Origin of the sequence: Neoroseomonas marina, from assembly GCF_012927745.1 — a bacterium.
In the GTDB taxonomy this organism is placed as follows: Bacteria; Pseudomonadota; Alphaproteobacteria; order Acetobacterales; family Acetobacteraceae; genus Neoroseomonas; species Neoroseomonas marina.
This window is the reverse complement of the sequence record NZ_JABBKX010000002.1, coordinates 473,999-490,543: the sequence shown is the minus strand read 5'-3', so window position 1 is coordinate 490,543 and position 16,545 is coordinate 473,999. Positions and strand designations below refer to the sequence as shown.

The 16,545-nt window shown below is 69.6% G+C and carries 13 protein-coding genes; 7 read left to right on the top strand and 6 right to left on the bottom strand.

Features of this window, described 5'->3' with window-relative positions; genetic code table 11:
- The first annotated feature begins 49 nt into the window (after positions 1–49).
- From GWK16_RS07610 to GWK16_RS07600, 3 genes are read left to right on the top strand one after another with little or no spacing between them, the layout of a single operon-like run.
- On the top strand, positions 50–1,129 hold the full coding sequence (locus GWK16_RS07610) for an HlyD family secretion protein (protein WP_408903904.1): 1,080 nt from the start codon (positions 50–52) through the stop codon (positions 1,127–1,129).
- Complete coding sequence (gene rbbA / locus GWK16_RS07605; RefSeq protein ID WP_170053337.1) at positions 1,126–3,843, top strand: ribosome-associated ATPase/putative transporter RbbA; 2,718 nt, start codon at positions 1,126–1,128, stop codon at positions 3,841–3,843. Before GWK16_RS07610 ends, rbbA begins: the two co-directional genes overlap by 4 nt.
- Positions 3,844–3,846: 3 nt before the next feature.
- Complete coding sequence (locus GWK16_RS07600; RefSeq protein ID WP_170053336.1) at positions 3,847–4,968, top strand: ABC transporter permease; 1,122 nt, start codon at positions 3,847–3,849, stop codon at positions 4,966–4,968.
- Positions 4,969–5,007: 39 nt separating this feature from the next.
- Here the strand turns inward: GWK16_RS07600 and GWK16_RS07595 are convergent, their stop codons facing one another.
- Entirely contained in the window at positions 5,008–5,877 is an 870-nt protein-coding gene (locus GWK16_RS07595; RefSeq protein ID WP_170053335.1) for an MBL fold metallo-hydrolase, read from the bottom strand.
- 85 nt (positions 5,878–5,962) lie between these two features.
- Between GWK16_RS07595 and GWK16_RS07590 the strand changes: the two genes are divergently transcribed.
- The 3 genes from GWK16_RS07590 (at position 5,963) to GWK16_RS07580 (ending at position 7,748) form a co-directional block, all read left to right on the top strand.
- Entirely contained in the window at positions 5,963–6,295 is a 333-nt protein-coding gene (locus GWK16_RS07590; RefSeq protein ID WP_211187185.1) for an ArsR/SmtB family transcription factor, read from the top strand.
- Between the two features lie 25 nt (positions 6,296–6,320).
- On the top strand, positions 6,321–6,866 hold the full coding sequence (locus tag GWK16_RS07585) for a rhodanese family protein (protein WP_170053334.1): 546 nt from the start codon (positions 6,321–6,323) through the stop codon (positions 6,864–6,866).
- 93 nt (positions 6,867–6,959) lie between these two features.
- Complete coding sequence (locus GWK16_RS07580) at positions 6,960–7,748, top strand: sulfite exporter TauE/SafE family protein (protein ID WP_170053333.1); 789 nt, start codon at positions 6,960–6,962, stop codon at positions 7,746–7,748.
- Positions 7,749–7,982: 234 nt separating this feature from the next.
- Here the strand turns inward: GWK16_RS07580 and GWK16_RS07575 are convergent, their stop codons facing one another.
- The 5 genes from GWK16_RS07575 to GWK16_RS07555 all read right to left on the bottom strand — a co-directional run bounded on the left by GWK16_RS07575 (position 7,983) and on the right by GWK16_RS07555 (position 14,518).
- On the bottom strand, positions 7,983–10,274 hold the full coding sequence (locus GWK16_RS07575; RefSeq protein WP_170053332.1) for a molybdopterin guanine dinucleotide-containing S/N-oxide reductase: 2,292 nt from the start codon (positions 10,272–10,274) through the stop codon (positions 7,983–7,985).
- Positions 10,275–10,348: 74 nt separating this feature from the next.
- On the bottom strand, positions 10,349–11,413 hold the full coding sequence (locus tag GWK16_RS07570; RefSeq protein WP_170053331.1) for an ABC transporter ATP-binding protein: 1,065 nt from the start codon (positions 11,411–11,413) through the stop codon (positions 10,349–10,351).
- Positions 11,410–12,276, bottom strand: a complete 867-nt coding sequence (locus GWK16_RS07565; protein WP_170053330.1) for a carbohydrate ABC transporter permease — start codon at positions 12,274–12,276, stop codon at positions 11,410–11,412. The genes GWK16_RS07570 and GWK16_RS07565 overlap by 4 nt, the downstream gene beginning before the upstream one ends.
- Positions 12,273–13,124: a carbohydrate ABC transporter permease gene (locus tag GWK16_RS07560; protein WP_248291213.1), complete on the bottom strand. Its 852-nt coding sequence runs from the start codon at positions 13,122–13,124 to the stop codon at positions 12,273–12,275. Before GWK16_RS07560 ends, GWK16_RS07565 begins: the two co-directional genes overlap by 4 nt.
- Positions 13,125–13,162: 38 nt before the next feature.
- A complete protein-coding gene (locus GWK16_RS07555) occupies positions 13,163–14,518 on the bottom strand; it encodes an ABC transporter substrate-binding protein (RefSeq protein WP_170053328.1) in 1,356 nt (451 codons plus the stop codon).
- A gap of 288 nt (positions 14,519–14,806) precedes the next feature.
- Here GWK16_RS07555 and GWK16_RS07550 point away from each other — a divergent pair, with 288 nt between their 5' ends.
- Positions 14,807–16,435: a flavin-containing monooxygenase gene (locus GWK16_RS07550; RefSeq protein ID WP_170053327.1), complete on the top strand. Its 1,629-nt coding sequence runs from the start codon at positions 14,807–14,809 to the stop codon at positions 16,433–16,435.
- Positions 16,436–16,545 lie beyond the last annotated feature (110 nt).

The following is a 16,545-nucleotide window of genomic DNA, read 5'->3' as shown; positions in this document are numbered from 1 at the left end:
ACGCCGGGCCTATGTGCGGCCCCAAACCCAGATGCGCCGGACGCTTGCCGTGAAGCCACGACCCTTCCTGAAGACGATTGCGATCATCGCCCTGGTCGCGGCGGCGGCCGCTGCGGCCTATGTCGGCTGGCAGACGCTTCGCCCGGCCCCGCTGCCGCCGGGCATCGCCAGCGGCAATGGCAGGCTGGAGGCGGTGGAGATCGACGTCGCCGCCAAGATCGCCGGCCGCATCGCCGCCGTCCTGGTCAATGAGGGTGACTTCGTTGCCGCGGGCCAGGTCGTCGCCCGGATGGACACCGCCGCGCTCGAAGCACAGTTGCGCGAGGCGCAGGCACGCCTGCAGCGCGCCCTGATCGGCATCGAGACCGCTAATGCCATGGTCGTGCAGCGCGAGGCGGAACGGGGCGCCGCCCAGGCCGTGGTCGCGCAGCGCGATGCGCTGCTCGACGCCGCGCGGCGGCGGCTGTCCCGCACCGAGGAACTCGCCGCCCGCGGCAATGCCCCGCAGCAGACCCTGGACGATGACCGCGCCACATTCGAAGGCGCGCGGGCGGCCCAGGGGGCGGCGCGCGCCCAGGTCGCGGCGGCGGAGGCCGCGATCAGTTCCGCCCGCGCCCTGGTGGTCGGCGCGGACGCCGAGGCGGAGGCCGCCCGCGCCACGATCCAGCGCATCCAGGTCGACATCGACGACAGCGCGCTGCGCGCCCCGCGCGCTGGACGCGTGCAGTACCGCGTGGCCGAGGCCGGGGAGGTCATCGCCGCCGGTGGGCGCGTGGTGAACCTGGTCGACCTGGCCGACGTCTACATGACCTTCTTCCTGCCCACGACCGATGCCGGGCGTGTCGCGCTCGGCACCGAGGTGCGCCTCGTGCTCGACGCCGTGCCGCAGTTCGTGATCCCGGCGCAGGTGTCGCTCGTCTCGGACGTCGCGCAGTTCACGCCGCGCACGGTCGAGACCGCCGAGGAACGGCTGAAGCTGATGTTCCGCGTCCGCGCGCGCATCAGCCCGGACCTGCTCCGGGAGCACGCCAGCCAGGTCAAGACCGGCCTGCCCGGCGTCGCCTATGTCCGCGTCGACCCGCGCGTGGAATGGCCCGCGCGGCTGCAGGTGCGGCTGCCCCCGTCATGACCGCGCCGGTCGCGAGCCTGCGCGAGGTCGGATTGCGCTACGGCCGCACCATCGCGCTCGACGGCATCGGACTCGACATCCCGGCGGGCTGCATGGCCGGCCTGATCGGGCCGGACGGCGTCGGCAAGTCGAGTCTCCTCGCGCTGGTGGCCGGGGCGCGGGCGATCCAGTCCGGCCGGATCGAGGTTCTCGGCGGCGACATGCGCTCGGCCCGCCACCGCGGGGAGGTCGGCCCGCGCATCGCCTATATGCCGCAGGGCCTTGGCCGGAACCTCTATCCGACGCTGTCGGTGGCCGAGAACATCGACTTCTTCGGCCGCCTCTTCGGCCATGACCGCGCCGAACGCCAGCGCCGCATCGCCACGCTGACCGAGGCGACGGGCCTCGCACCCTTCCTGGACCGGCCGGCGGGCAAGCTGTCGGGCGGGATGAAGCAGAAGCTCAGCCTCTGCTGCTCGCTGATCCACGATCCGGACCTGCTGATCCTCGACGAACCGACGACGGGCGTCGACCCGCTCTCCCGCCGCCAGTTCTGGGACCTGATCGACCGCATCCGCGCCGGGCGGCCGGGCATGAGCGTGCTGGTCGCGACGGCCTACATGGAGGAAGCGGCCCGCTTCGACTGGCTGGCGGCGATGGATGGTGGGCGGGTGCTCGCCACCGGCACGCCAGGCGACCTGCTGGCGCGCAGCGGCACCGAGACGCTCGAGGCCGCCTTCGTCGCGCTGCTCCCCGAGGACCGGCGGGCCGGGCACAGCCGCATCGACATCCCGCCGCGCCCCGCGACGCTGGATGGTGAGGTCGCGATCGAGGCGCGCGGCCTCACCATGCGATTCGGCGACTTCACCGCGGTGGACCGGGTCAGCTTCCGGATCGGGCGCGGCGAGATCTTCGGCTTCCTCGGGTCCAACGGCTGCGGCAAGACGACCACGATGAAGATGCTGACCGGCCTGCTTCCCGCCACGGAGGGCGAGGCCTGGCTGTTCGGCCGGCAGGTGGATGCGCGCGACCTCGGGACGCGCCGGCGCGTCGGCTACATGTCGCAGGGCTTCTCGCTCTACAGCGAGCTGACGGTGCGGCAGAACCTCGACCTCCATGCGCGTCTCTTTGGCATGCCGCGCGACGCGATCCCGGCGCGGATCGAGGAGATGGCCGGTCGCTTCGGCCTCGGCGGCATCATGGACGCGCTGCCCGACGCGCTGCCGCTGGGCCAGCGCCAGCGGCTCTCCCTGGCCGTGGCGATGATCCATGGGCCGGAGATGCTCATCCTCGACGAGCCGACCTCGGGCGTCGATCCGGTCGCGCGGGACGATTTCTGGCGCATGCTGGTCGAGCTGTCGCGGCGCGACGGCGTGACGATCTTCATCTCCACGCACTTCATGAACGAAGCCGAGCGCTGCGACCGCATCTCCTTCATGCATGCGGGCAAGGTGCTGGTCAGCGACACGCCGGCAGCCCTCAAGGCGAAGCGGGGCGTGGCGACGCTCGAGGATGCCTTCGTCGCCTGCCTCCGCGAAGCGACCGGCGCGACGGAGGCCGCTGCGGCGCCCCCGCTCGCCACCTCGACCGCACCGCCGCCGCCGCGCCGCCGCTTCGACGCGCGGCGCATGGGCAGCTATGCGCGGCGGGAAGCGCTCGAGCTGCGCCGCGATCCGATCCGTGCGACGCTGGCGCTGCTCGGCACCGTGATCCTGATGGTCATCATGGGCTACGGCATCACGCTGGATGTCGAGGACCTCACCTTCGCGGTGCTCGACCGCGACCAGACCACGACCAGCCGGGACTACACGCTGAACATCGCGGGGTCGCGCTACTTCACGGAAAGGCCGCCGATCAGCGATTACGAGGAACTCGACCGTCGCATGCAGTCGGGCGAGGTGACGCTGGCCATCGAGATCCCGCCCGGCTTCGCCCGCGACATCGCCCGCGGCCGCCCCGCCGAGGTCGCGGCCTGGATCGACGGGGCCATGCCGTCCCGCGGGCAGACCATTCGCGGCTATGTGCAGGGCATGCATGCGCAATGGCTGGCGCAGCGCGCGGCGCAGTCCGTCCAGGGCCGCGGCACGCCGCTGTTCACCATCGAGACGCGCTACCGCTACAATCCGGACGTCCGCAGCCTGGTGGCCATGGTCCCCGCGGTCATCCCCATCCTGCTGATGCTGATCCCCGCCATGCTCACGGCGCTGAGCGTGGTGCGGGAGAAGGAGCTCGGCTCGATCGTCAATTTCTATGTCACGCCGGTGACGCGCTTCGAGTTCCTGCTCGGCAAGCAGCTGCCCTACATGGTGCTGGGGATGCTGAACTTCGTCCTGCTGCTGATCCTGGCGCTGACCTTGTTCGGGGTGCCCCTGAAAGGCAGCTTGCCGGCGCTGACGCTGGCGACGCTGCTGTATCTCGGCGCCGCGACGGCGCTTGGCCTGCTGTGCTCGACCTTCCTGCGCAGCCAGATCGCGGCGATCTTCGCGACGGCGATCCTGACCATCCTGCCGGCCGTGCAGTTCTCGGGCGTGATCGATCCCGTGGCCTCGATGGAGGGCATCGGCGCCGTGATCGGGCACATCTATCCGACCGCCCCCTACGTGACGATCGCGCGTGGCGTCTTCTCCAAGGCGCTGCACTTCCCTGACCTGCGGCCGGAGATGCTGTCGCTGGCGCTCGCCGGGCCCGTCCTGATCGGGCTGAGCGCAGCGTTCCTCCGCAAGCAGGAGCGCTGAACCATGCGCGTCGCGAACATCGGCAATCTGGGCGTCAAGGAACTGCGGAGCCTGCTGCGCGACCCGGTCCTGCTGCTGCTGATCGTCTATTCCTTCACCGTCGCGATCCATGCGGCCGCGACCGCGATGCCCGAAACGCTCAGCCGCGCGGCCATCGCCATCGTGGACGAGGACCGGTCCCCGGTCGCGAACCGCATCGCGGGCGCCTTCTACCCGCCCTTCTTCCTGCCCCCGGTCGCGATCACCCAGGGCGAGATGGATGCGCGCATGGATGCGGGCCGCGACACCTTCGCCATCGACATCCCGCCCAACTTCCAGCGCGACCTTCTCGCCGGCCGCGGACCGACCATCCAGCTCAACGTCGATGCGACGCGCATGAGCCAGGCCTTCACCGGCGCCGGCTACATCCAGTCCATCGTGGGCGGCGAGGTGACGGACTTCGCGCGGCGCTACCGCGCGATCGACACCCCACCCGTCGACCTGGTGCTGCGCGCACGCTTCAACCCGCAGTTCGAGCCGGCCTGGTTCGGCGCCATCATGGAGGTGATCAACAACGTCACCCTGCTGTCGATCGTGCTGGCCGGGGCGGCTCTCATCCGCGAGCGCGAGCACGGCACCATCGAACACCTCCTCGTCATGCCCGTGACGCCGTTCGAGATCATGTCGGCCAAGGTCTGGGCGATGGGCGTGGTGGTGCTGGCGGCGACGGCGATGTCCATGCTGCTCGTCGTCCAGGGCGTGCTGAGGGTGCCGATCCACGGGTCGCTGGCGCTGTTCCTTGCCGGTGCGGCCCTGCACGTGTTCGCGACCACCTCGATGGGTATCTTCATCGGCACCGTGGCGCGATCGATGCCGCAATTCGGGTTGCTGGTGATCCTGATCCTGCTGCCGCTGCAGATGCTCTCGGGCGGCACGACGCCCCGGGAGAGCATGCCCGAGGCCGTGCAATGGGTGATGATGGCCGCGCCCACCACGCATTTCGTCATGCTGGCCCAGGGCATCCTGTACCGCGGCGCCGACCTGTGGGGCGTCTGGCCGCAATTCGTGTGGCTGGCCGGGATCGGCGCCGTGCTGTTCGGCTACGCGCTGGCGCGGTTCCGCTCCACGGTGGGCACGATGGCCTAGGACCGTCGCCCCCGGCCGCAACGCCGGGGGCAGGCCGCGTCACGCGGCTTTGCGCCGCACCGGGATCCGGAGGTACCGGACGCCGTTCTCCTCCGCGTCCGGGAAGCGGCCGGCGCGGATGTTGACCTGGATGGAGGGCAGCAGCAGCAGCGGTGCCGCGAGCGTCTTATCGCGCGCGGTGCGGAAGGCGACGAAGTCGTCCTCGCCGACACCGTCCTTCACATGCGGGTTGCGCGCCCGCTGCTCCGCGACGGTGGTTTGCCAGGCATAGGTGTCGCGGCCCGGCGCCTTGTAGTCGTGGCACATCCACAGCCGCGTGTCCGGCGGCAGCGACAGAAGCCGGCGGATCGACCGGAAGAGCCGGCGCGCATCCCCGCCCGGGAAGTCCGCCCGCGCCGTGCCGTAGTCGGGCATGAAGATGGTATCGCCCACGAAGACGTCCTGGCCGACGCGGTAGGCGATGTCCGCCGGCGTGTGGCCGGGCAGGTGCATCACCTCGACGTCGAGCCCGCCGATCGCGAAGTGCTCGCCATCCCGGAACAGGTGGTCGAAGTCGCCGCCGTCCGGCTTCAGGTCCCGGGCATCGAAGACCGGGCGGAAGATGCGCTGCACCTCTTTGATATGCTCGCCGATGCCGATGGGCGCGCCGGTCCTGGCCTTGATGTAGGGCGCCGCCGTCAGGTGGTCGGCATGGGCATGGGTCTCGAGCACCCGGCGGATCGTCACCCCCTCCGTGGCGGCGGCGGCCAGGATGCGGTCGGCAAAGGCGGTGTCGGCGGTGCCGGTGCGGTTGTCCCAGTCCAGCACGGGGTCGATGACGGCGCCGTCCTGCGTCGCCGGGTCCCAGACCAGGTAGCTGACGGTGTTGGTCGGCTCGTCGAAGAAGGCTCGGATTTCTGCGCCCTGCATGGTGCTGTCCTCACATCGCGGGTGGTGCTTGCAATTCATATAAGAAACTACTTAATAAGAACAACCTTATTGAATCGGCACGAGGATGAGCTCGACCACCATCGACGCCCCCGGCGACCTGGGGCTGCTGCACGACAAGGCGACGGAGGCCGCGCGCCTCCTGCGCCTGCTCGCCAATACCAACCGGCTGCTCCTGCTCTGCCACCTGGTGGCGGAAGGCGAGATGACGGTCGGCGCGCTGGCGGAGGCCGTCGGCCTGTCCCAGCCGGCGCTGTCGCAGCACCTGGCGATGCTCCGCGAGGACGGGCTCGTCGCCACCCGCAAGGCGGCGCAGGCGGTCTTCTACCGCCTCGCCGACCCGAAGGCGGCGCGCCTGCTGGAAGTGCTCCGCGACCTCTACTGCCCGCCCGAACGCTGATCAGGAACGACGAAGGACCCCGACCATGCTGAAGACCATTACCGCCACCGAAGCCGCCCGCCTGCTCCGCGAGGAAGGCGCGACGCTCGTCGACGTGCGCGAAGCCGACGAGCATGCGCGCGAACGCATCCCCGGCGCGCGGAACCTGCCGCTCTCGCGCCTCGAGGAGGCGGAGCTCGCCGTGCAGGCCGGCCGGCCGGTGCTGTTCCATTGCCGCTCCGGTGCGCGCACCCAGGGGAATGCCGATCGGCTCGCCGCCAAGGCGGGGCTGTGCGAGGCCTATGTCGTCGATGGCGGCCTCGATGCCTGGAAGCGCGCGGGGCTGCCGGTGGCCGAGGACCGGCGTCAGCCACTCGAACTGATGCGCCAGGTGCAGATTGCCGCGGGATCGTTGGTGGTGCTGGGCGTGCTGCTCGGCGCGACGGTCTCGCCCTGGTTCTACGGGCTGTCGGGCTTCGTCGGCGCCGGGCTCGTCTTCGCCGGCGTGACGGGCACCTGCGGCTTGGCGCGCGTGTTGCGGCTGATGCCGTGGAACCGCCCGACCGCGGCGCATACGCCGATCGCCGCCTGAACCGCCGCCCGCCCTGCGCGGCGGGCGACCCAGCCTCACAGGAAGAACGCACCGCCGCGGCCGCACGCCGCGGCGGCCGGTAGGTGCTGTGCCATGATGTCCCTCTCCGCGCTGCAGATGCTGCTCGGCAGCGGATCCGGCGTGCTCGTCGGCTTCACCCTCGGTCTCGTCGGCGGAGGCGGCTCCATCCTCGCCGTGCCCCTGCTGGTCTACCTGGTGGGAGTTCCCCTGCCGCATGTCGCGATCGGCACCAGCGCCGTCGCGGTGGCCGCCAACGCCGCGGCCAGCCTTCTGAACCATGCACGCGCCGGCCATGTGCGTTGGCCGTGCGCCGGCGTCTTCGCCGGCAGCGGCGTCGTGGGCGCGCTGCTGGGCTCGCAGCTCGGCAAGATGATGGACGGGCAGGCGCTGTTGGCGGCGTTCGCCGTGATGATGGTCGTCGTCGCGGTGCTGATGCTGCGCCGACGCGAACCGGGCGAGGACCGGCAGGTGCGGCTGTCGCGCGCCAACGCGCCGGCGCTGGTGACGGCGGGCCTCGCCGTCGGCGGGCTGTCCGGTTTCTTCGGGATCGGCGGCGGCTTCCTGATCGTCCCGGGGCTGATCCTCGCGACAGGGATGCCGATGCTGCAGGCGATCGGCACCTCGCTGGTCGCCGTGACCGCATTCGGGCTGACGACCGCCGGCAGCTATGCCCTGGCCGGACTCGTGGAGTGGTGGCTCGCCGCCGCCTTCGTGGCGGGCGGCGTCGCCGGAAGCCTGCTCGGTGCCCGTGCCGGACAGGCGCTGGCCCGGAGGCGCGGGCTGCTCACCAAGGTCTTCGCGGGGCTGATTCTGGTGGTCGCCGCCTACACCCTGGTGCGCAGCCTTGGCGCCGCGGGTTGACCGCCGGCGGCGTCGGACGCGCCGGATGACCCAGGCCAGGGCCCGCGCGTCGCAGATCTTCTGCCCGGCGACGCCATCGCGCTGGCTGCTGTCGGTGCCGAACACGCCGGCCCCGCCGTGGGCTGGGTGTCGGGCCTGTCGAACAGCCGTTGGCCTGTCTCAAAGGGATGATCGTCTCGCCCTTGCAGGTCTTCTGGACCCTGGACAGGCGCTGACGACCGTGACGGCGTGCGCCTAGGCCGGTGGATCGAAGGCGCGCACCGGCGGCAGGTTGCCCGTGAAGCGCTCGACTTCGACGCTCGTCAGCTGCCCCGTGCAGCCCTGCGCCAGGCGCGACGTTCCCACGTCGCGGGTCAGCACGTTCGGGTTGCCGTGGACGCAGAGCGCCATGTCGTCCTCCGGATCCTCCGGGTCGTACCACGCACCCGTCGGCAGCTGCACGACGCCGGCGCGCACCTCCTCGGTCACCGCGGCGGTGGCGAGGCAGGCACCGCGCGCGTTGAACAATCGCACGATGTCGCCCTCGGCGATCCCACGCACCGCCGCGTCCTGCGGATGGATGCGCATCACCTCGCGGCCGCGCCGCTTCATGGCGCTGCTGTGCCCGCCGAAGTCGAACTGGCTGTGCAGCCGCGTCGCCGGCTGGTTCGCCACCAGCCAGAGCGGACGACCCTCCGCCGGCGCGTCCGAGGGCGCGAGCCAGGCCGGATGGCCAGGGCAGTCGTCGTAGCCGAAGGACGCGATCGTCGGAGACGAAAGCTGGATCTTCCCCGTGCGCGTCGGCAGCGGCGCGCCCTCGGGGTCCTCGCGGAAGGCGCGCAGGATGCCGCCATCGTCGGGATCCTGCGGCAGGGTGATCTCCCCGGCCTCCCAGAATTCCTCGAAGGAGGGCGCGGGCAGACCCTTCTCCGCCAATGCCTTGCGCGTCGGTTCATAGAGGTGGCGCAGCCAGCCCTGCACGTCGCGACCCTCGGTGAAGGCCTCGCGCTTGCCCAGGCGTTCGGCGAGGTCCGTGAAGATCGCGTAGTCGTCGCGCGCCTGGCCGAAGGGCTCGGCGATACGGTGCATCGCGACCATCAGCGGGTCGGTCGGCGCGGCGCCGATATCCTCGCGCTCCAGCGTCATCGTCGTCGGCAGCACGATGTCGGCGTGACGTGCGGTGGCGGTCCAGGCGATCTCGTGCACCACCAGCGTGTCGACCGTCGCGAAGGCGCGGCGCATCCGGTTGAGATCCTGGTGGTGATGGAAGGGATTGCCGCCCGCCCAGTAGACGAGGCGGATGTCGGGATAGGTGAGCTTCTGCCCGTCATAGTCGAAGGCCGCGCCTGGATTCAGCAGCATGTCGGAGATGCGCGCGACCGGGATGAAGGCGCCGACGCCGTTCCTCCCCTGCGGCAGTGCCGCCGCCGGCACGGCGTTGTGGCGCTTGCCGTAGTGCGCGATGGCGCCGAGCGCGTAGTTGTAGCCGCCGCCCGGCAGGCCGATCTGGCCCAGCATCGCGGCCAGGACGCCCGCCATCCAGACCGGCTGTTCGCCATGCTCCGCGCGCTGCAGCGAATGGGCCATGACGATCAGCGACCGCCTGCCCGCCATGCGCCGCGCGAGGCCCGCGATGGTCTCTGCCGGCAGCCCGCAGATCGCCGCCGCCCATTCGGCCGTCTTCGCTACGCCGTCGGACGCGCCGGTCAGGTAGGCCTCGAATTCGGCCCAGCCGGAGCAGTAGCGTTCGATGAAGGCACGGTCGTGCAGCCCCTCGGCCAGCAGCGTATGCGCCATGCCGAGCATCATCGCCGTGTCGGTGTTCGGCACCGGCGCGAGCCATTCGGCATGCGCCTCCTCCGGCAGGTCGTCCCGTACCGGGGAGACATTGACGAAGGCGCAGCCGCGCGCCGCCGCGGCGGCCATCGACCGCCGCTCGACATGCGCGCTGATGCCGCCCGAGGCGACCATGGAATTCTTCAGCGCCATGCCGCCGAAGGCGACGACGATCTCGCTGTGCGCCACCACCTGGTCCCAGGTAACGTTGCGCCGCGACACCGCCTCGAAGGGCCCGAGGAAATGCGGCAGGATCACCGCCGAGGCACCCGCGCTGTAGGAATTCACCGACTTCACGTAGCCGCCGAGCGCGGTGTTCAGGAAGCGGTGCACCTGGCTCTGCGCATGGTGGAACCGCCCCGCGCTGGACCAGCCATAGGACCCGCCGAAGATCGCGCCGGGGCCATGCGCGTCGCGCACGCGGGCCAATTCGCCGGCGAGAAGGTCGAGCGCCTTGTCCCAGGACACCGGCACGAATGTGTCGCGCCCCCGCCGGTCGCTCGGGCCAGGGCCCTTCTCGAGCCAGCCGCGCCGGACCATCGGCTGGGCGACGCGGGCCCGATGGCGCAGCGCCTCGGGGAAGTTCTGCAGGATGCCGTTGGGGTCCGGGTCGTTCGGATGCGGCTCGACCACCAGGCGGTCGCCCTGCCAGCCGGCGCGGAACACCCCCCAATGCGAGGAATGGGGCTTCAGGCGAGGCGGAGCGTTCATCGGCGTCGGTGTCCCTGAGGGCGGCGCGGTGACCGTAGCGACGGCAAGGGCACCCCGGCAATCCGGAGCGCCCCTCAGGCCCGGATCGCCAGCCCCGTCGCCGGATCGAACAGATGGATGTGGGCGGGGTCAGGACGGATCGCGACGAGGTCGTCCATCGCCGCGCGGTGGCTCGCCCGCACCTCGGCCGTGACGCGCAGCTTCGGGGCGATCTCGACCTCGATCAGCCGTTCGCTGCCGATGAGCTCGACCATCCAGACCTTGCCCGGAACGGCGCCGGCGTCGCCCGGGGCGGCCATGGTGACGTCCTGGGGCCGCACGCCCAGGATCAGTTCCGCCGGCGCGCCGGGCGGCAGGGGCACGGGCAGCGGCGCGCCAGCCACGGTCACCACGCCGTCGACCACCTTGGCCGGAATCAGGTTCATCGGCGGCGTGCCGATGAAACCCGCGACGAAGAGGTTGGCGGGCTTGCCGTAGACCTCCTCCGGCGTGCCGATCTGCTGGACCACGCCCTCGTTCATCACCACGACCAGGTCGGACATGGTCATGGCCTCGAGCTGGTCGTGCGTGACATAGACGGTGGTGGTGCCGAGATCGAGGTGGAAGCGGCGCAGCTCGCCGCGCATCGTCGCCCGCAGCTTGGCGTCCAGGTTCGACAGCGGCTCGTCCATCAGGAAGATGTCCGGCCGCCGCGCCATGGCGCGCCCGAGCGCGACACGCTGCCGTTGCCCGCCCGACAGCTGCTTCGGCTTGCGGAGCAGCAGGTGCGCGATCTCGAGCACCTTGGCGACAGCGCCGATCTTCTCGGTCCGCTCGGGCTTCGGCGTGCCGCGGACCTCGAGCCCGTAGCCGATGTTCCGCGCGACATCCATGGTCGGGTAGAGCGCGTAGGACTGGAACACCATGGCGATGTTGCGCTCGCCCGGCGGCAGCATGTCCACGCGGCGGTCGCCGAAGCGGATTTCCCCCGCGGTGGCCTTCTCCAGCCCCGCGATCATCCGCAGCAGCGTCGTCTTGCCGCAGCCCGAGGGGCCCAGCAACGTGACGAACTGCCGCGACGGCACGGTCAGGTCGAGCGCCTTGAGCACCTGGTTCGATCCGAAGGACTTCGAGAGCCCCTGAACAACGAGGTCCGTCATCCCTTCACCGCCCCCGCGCCGAAGCCCGCCACCAGGTGGCGCTGCATGAAGCCGAACAGGATCGCCATGGGCAGCGTCATCAGCACGGACGACGCCATCATCAGGGCCCAATCCACATGCGTGCCGTCGAAGAAGTGCATCACGCCGACGGTCAGCGGCAGGTTCTCCATCGAGTTCATGAAGACCCGCCCGAACAGGTAGTCGTTCCAGGACACGATGAGCGAGAAGATGCTCGCCGCGATGATCCCCGGCAGCGCCACCGGCAGCACGATCTGGCGGAAGACCTGCAGGCGCGTGGCGCCATCGACCAGCGCCGCTTCCTCGATCTCGATCGGCACGCCGCGGAAGAAGGCCCACATCAGCCACAGGCAGAAGGGCAGCGTGATGCAGACATAGCCGAGGATGAGCGAGAACAGCGTGTCCGTCAGTTCCAGCGACACCATGGTCAGGAACATCGGGAAGACGAAGATCACGCTCGGCACCATGTAGCCGAGGATCGCGATATAGGGCACCGAACGCTGGCCCCAGAAGCGGAACCGCGTGAGCGAATACGCCGCGAGCGTCGCCACCGTGATCGAGATGATGGTGGACCCGATCGAGACGATGATCGAGTTGCCGAACCAGGTGAGGAAGTAGGCCGAGGGCGGCACCCCCGCCCCCGGCGCGCTGGCGACCGATCCGCCGAACAGCAATTCGCGGTACGCATCGAAGGTGACGTTCTCCGGCCAGATCGTCGGCGGCCAGCGGAAGATCTCGTCCTTCGGCTTGAGGCTGGTGGAGATCGCCCAGAGCAGCGGGAAGCACACCACGAAGGTGATGGCGCCGAGCACGGCATAGAGAATGGCGGCGATCCAGGGTCTCATGCGGCCTTGTCCTCCCGCCCGAAGCCGGAGACCCGGATGTAGAGCATCGATCCCGCCAGCAGCAGCACGAGCATGATCACCCCCGCCGCGGCGCCGACGCCCATGCGAAGGTTCGCGATGGACTGGTCGAAGGCATAGAGCGCGAGATTGTAGGTGGAGGTCCCGGGCCCGCCGCGCGTCAGCAGGTAGATCTCCTCGAACTTGTTGAAGGTCCAGATGGTGCGGAAGACGATGACAACCGCCAGCACTTCCGCCAGTTGCGGCAGGGTGATGTCGCGGAAGCGCCGCAGCACCCCGGCGCCGTCCACCTTCGCCGCGTCATACAATTCGGTGGGGATGGTCTGCAGTCGCGCGAGCACCACGATCACGACGAAGGGCGTGTATTTCCACACGTTCAGCATGATCGCGCTCGCCATCGCCATGGACGGCGTCGACAGCCAGGCGATCTTCTCGTCGATGAGGCCGACCGACAGCAACAGGTGATTGACGATGCCGATCTCGGAATTGAACAGCCAGCGCCAGTTCAGCGCGATCACCACCGTGGGCACGATGTAGGGGAACAGCAGCAGGCCGCGGAAGGCGTTCATCCCCTTCAGCGGCTGGTGCAGCAGCAGCGCGAGCCCGACGCCGATCACCGCCTGCAGCACGGTCGACCAGCCGGTCCAGACGATGGCCTGCCAGAAGCTTTCCCAGAAGAGCGGGTCCTCCAGCACGAACAGGTAGTTGTCCAGCCCGACGAAGGGCTGGTCGTCCGGCCGCAACGGGTTGTAGCGGACGAAGGACAGCCGCACCGCCTCGGCGATGGGCCAGACGAGGAAGATGCCGACCGCCAGGATGAGGGGGAGCATGAACAGCACCCCTACCTGGCGATCGCTGAGGCGAAACCTCATCCCAGCAGGCGCCGGTTCTCGCGGCGGATGTCCTCGAACTGGCGATGGCCCCATTCCACCGCGGCGCGCGGATTCTCGTTGTTCACCAGGATGCGCTGCGCGACCTGCGACCAGACGTTGCGCCCGTGACCGATGCCGGCCAGGGGGTTGATGCCCTTCTTGATCTCGTGGCCCGAGTTGCAGGCATAGGGGACGAAGCCGGTGAAGATCACGTCCACGCTGCGCTTCTTCTGCTGGTACATCGGGTTGTTCACCAGCGCAGGCGCCGTCGCCTGGTCCTTGAACACCGGCCCGACATTGGGGAAGAGGCTGTTGGCGTAGCGCACCATCCAGTCGGTGCTGTTCATCACATGGGCCATCGCCTCCTTCGCTTCGCGGATGAAGGGGTTGTTCTGGCGCGGCATGATGAAGCCGTTGATGTCGGTCCAGGACCAGCGCTGCCCGGTGCGCGGGTGGGCCGGATTCAGGTAGTATTCCATCTTCTCGTAGATCGGCTTCGCCTCGTCGAAGGCGCGGCCCATGGTGCGGCCCCAGTAGAAGCTGCTGCCGGTGCGGCCGGTGACGTGCTGGTCCACCACCTGCAGGAAGCTGAATTCCACCGCGGAGCGCGGCATGGTGCCGTAGAGCTCCTTGATGAACTCATAGGCCTCGATGGTCGCGGGGCTGTTGAAGGTCGTCTCGAAGCTGCGGCCCGGGTCCCAGGTCATCCCGCCCGCCTGCCAGATCAGCTGCTGGATGTGGTAGTCGCCGCAAAGGTTGCGCCCCAGCGCCATGGTGAAGCCGGCGCTGCCCTGGCGCTTGGCCTGGATGGCCTTGGCGCCGTTCAGCAGGTCGTTCCAGGTCCAGTTGGTCGGGTCGGACAGCCCCGCTTCCTGACGCACATCGTCCTGAACGACGAAGAGGCATCCCTGGTGATGCAGCGGCACCGCATACTGCGTGCCCTTCCAGGTACCGAAATCGTCGACGGTGAAGCCGTCGACCAGGCGTTCGCGCGCGCGGATCGCCGTGTTCACATCCTGCATCGGCTCCAGCAGCCCTTCGGCCGCGAGCTGATAGGCGATCGGGCTTTCCACGCTGATCAGCGCCGGCGGCCGCCGCGCCGCGAGGTCCGTCGCGAGCTTGGTGTACACCGCATCCCAGGCGATCTGCTCGGATTCGAAGCGCAGGCCCGGCGCGTTGCGCTGCGCCCACTCGTTCATCCCGTTGGTGAAGACGCCGATATAGGGGCCGGGTTCGCCCCAGATGCGCGCGACACGTTCGCGCGTCTGCGCGTAGGCCGGTGCGGCGAGGGTGCCGCCGGCGGCCGCGAGGCCCGAGGCCAGCGCACCACGGCGGGTCAGGCGCAGCGTCATCGTCTTGGTTCCCTTCCCTTGCGCCGACCTGTCCGCCCCCTTGGTCGGGGTCGTCTGCCGGCATTGACGGGCAGGGTATGGGCGGCCGTGACACATGGTCAACGTCGGGCGGCCGGAAGCAATGCGCGAGCGCCCTGGCACGTTGCCCCGCGGCGCTGGACGTATCGCGCGACGCGCGGCATCGTCCTGCTTCTCTGGGCGGCTTGATCGTGGTCAAGCGTCATGGGCCGCTGCCAGCCTATCAGGGACGCTGCCGGGGCGCCGTCCACGGAGGAACAGTCGAACGCCATGTCTGCCACCGCCACCGAGGCGTCCGCGCCGACGCAGACCTATGACGCGCTCGTGATCGGCGCCGGCATGTCCGGCCTCTACCAGCTCATCCGCCTGCGCGAACTGGGCCTGAACGCCCGGGTGCTCGAAGCCGGCACCGGCGTCGGCGGCACCTGGTACTGGAATCGCTATCCCGGCTGCCGCTTCGATTCCGAGAGCTATTCCTACGGCTTCTCCTTCGACAAGGACCTGCTGCAGGAATGGAGCTGGAGCGAGCATTTCGCCCCCCAGCCCGAGACCGAGCGCTATCTCAATCGCGTCGCGGACAAGTACGACCTGCGCCGCGACATCCGCTTCCGCGCGCGCGTCACCTTCGCCCATTGGGACGAAGCGAGCCTGACCTGGACCGTCGGCACCGAGGACGGCAACCGCTACCGCACCCGCTTCCTCATCACCGCGATCGGCGCGCTCTCTGCGCCGACCATGCCGACCTTCCCGGGGATCGAGGATTTCAAGGGCCAGTCCTTCCACACCGGGCTGTGGCCGAAGGAACCGGTCGACTTCACCGGCAAGCGCGTCGCGGTGATCGGGACCGGCGCCTCGGGCGTGCAGACCATCCAGGAGGTCGCGAAGACCGCGGCGCAGCTCACGGTCTTCCAGCGCACGCCGAACTGGTGCGCGCCGCTGCACAACGGGAAGATCACGCCGGAGGAAATGGCGGCGATCCGCGCCCGCTACGACGAGATCTTCGCCCGCTGCAACGAGACCTTCTCCTGCTTCCTGCACACCCCCGACCCGCGCGGCACCTTCGAGGTGACCGAGGAGGAGCGCAACGCCTTCCTCGAGAAGCTCTACGGCGAGCGCGGCTTCGGCATCTGGGTCGGCAACTTCAAGGACATGCTGACGAACCGGCAGGCGAACCGCGTCATCTCGGACTTCGTCGCCAACAAGATCCGCCAGCGGGTGAAGGACCCGAAGGTCGCCGAGCTGCTGATCCCGAAGAACCACGGCTTCGGCACCCGCCGCGTCCCGCTCGAGACGCGCTACTACGAGGTCTACAACCAGCCCAACGTGCTGTTGGTCGACAGCAAGGCGACGCCGATCGAGCGCATCACGCCGACGGGCATCAGGACCTCCGATGCGGAGTACGCCTTCGACATCATCATCTACGCCACCGGCTTCGACGCCCTGCGCGGCGCCTTCGACCGCATCGACTTCCGCGGCAAGGACGGCGTCACGCTGAAGGAGCTGTGGAAGGACGGCGCGACCTCGCTGGTCGGTATGCTGCAGGACGGCTTCCCCAACATGTTCATGCTGCTCGGGCCGCACACGGCGCTGGGCAACATCCCACGATCCATCGAGTTCAACGTCGACTGGGTCACCGCGCTGCTGCGCCACATGCAGGCCCACGGCCTGAAGCGGGCCGAGGCGACGCCCGAAGCGGTCGAGACCTGGATGGAGCACGTCATGGAGGTGGCGCAGGGCCTGCTCTCTATGGAGGTCGATTCCTGGATGACCGGCGTGAACATCAACGTCGCCGGGCGGCAGGTGCGGCGCGTGGCGCGCTACACCGGCAGCGCGCCGACCTATCGCGGCTGGGCGAACGGCATCGCCGAACGCGGCTACGAGGGCGTGGCGCTCCGCTGAGCGCATGCGCGGGAATGCGCCTTGCGGCGCATTCCGGGTCCGGCACCGGCCCGCACCCCCACCCGGCCACCCACGTCAGTATCCTGGAATGGGTGGCCGGGTGGGGGTGC

Coding starts and splice junctions, on each gene's coding strand:
- rbbA (WP_170053337.1), top strand. CDS start 1,126: ATGACCGCGCCGGTCGCGAGCCTGCGCGAGGTCGGATTGCGCTACGGC.
- GWK16_RS07600 (WP_170053336.1), top strand. CDS start 3,847: ATGCGCGTCGCGAACATCGGCAATCTGGGCGTCAAGGAACTGCGGAGC.
- GWK16_RS07595 (WP_170053335.1), bottom strand. CDS start 5,877: ATGCAGGGCGCAGAAATCCGAGCCTTCTTCGACGAGCCGACCAACACC.
- GWK16_RS07590 (WP_211187185.1), top strand. CDS start 5,963: ATGAGCTCGACCACCATCGACGCCCCCGGCGACCTGGGGCTGCTGCAC.
- GWK16_RS07585 (WP_170053334.1), top strand. CDS start 6,321: ATGCTGAAGACCATTACCGCCACCGAAGCCGCCCGCCTGCTCCGCGAG.
- GWK16_RS07580 (WP_170053333.1), top strand. CDS start 6,960: ATGATGTCCCTCTCCGCGCTGCAGATGCTGCTCGGCAGCGGATCCGGC.
- GWK16_RS07575 (WP_170053332.1), bottom strand. CDS start 10,274: ATGAACGCTCCGCCTCGCCTGAAGCCCCATTCCTCGCATTGGGGGGTG.
- GWK16_RS07570 (WP_170053331.1), bottom strand. CDS start 11,413: ATGACGGACCTCGTTGTTCAGGGGCTCTCGAAGTCCTTCGGATCGAAC.
- GWK16_RS07565 (WP_170053330.1), bottom strand. CDS start 12,276: ATGAGACCCTGGATCGCCGCCATTCTCTATGCCGTGCTCGGCGCCATC.
- GWK16_RS07560 (WP_248291213.1), bottom strand. CDS start 13,124: ATGCTCCCCCTCATCCTGGCGGTCGGCATCTTCCTCGTCTGGCCCATC.
- GWK16_RS07555 (WP_170053328.1), bottom strand. CDS start 14,518: ATGACGCTGCGCCTGACCCGCCGTGGTGCGCTGGCCTCGGGCCTCGCG.
- GWK16_RS07550 (WP_170053327.1), top strand. CDS start 14,807: ATGTCTGCCACCGCCACCGAGGCGTCCGCGCCGACGCAGACCTATGAC.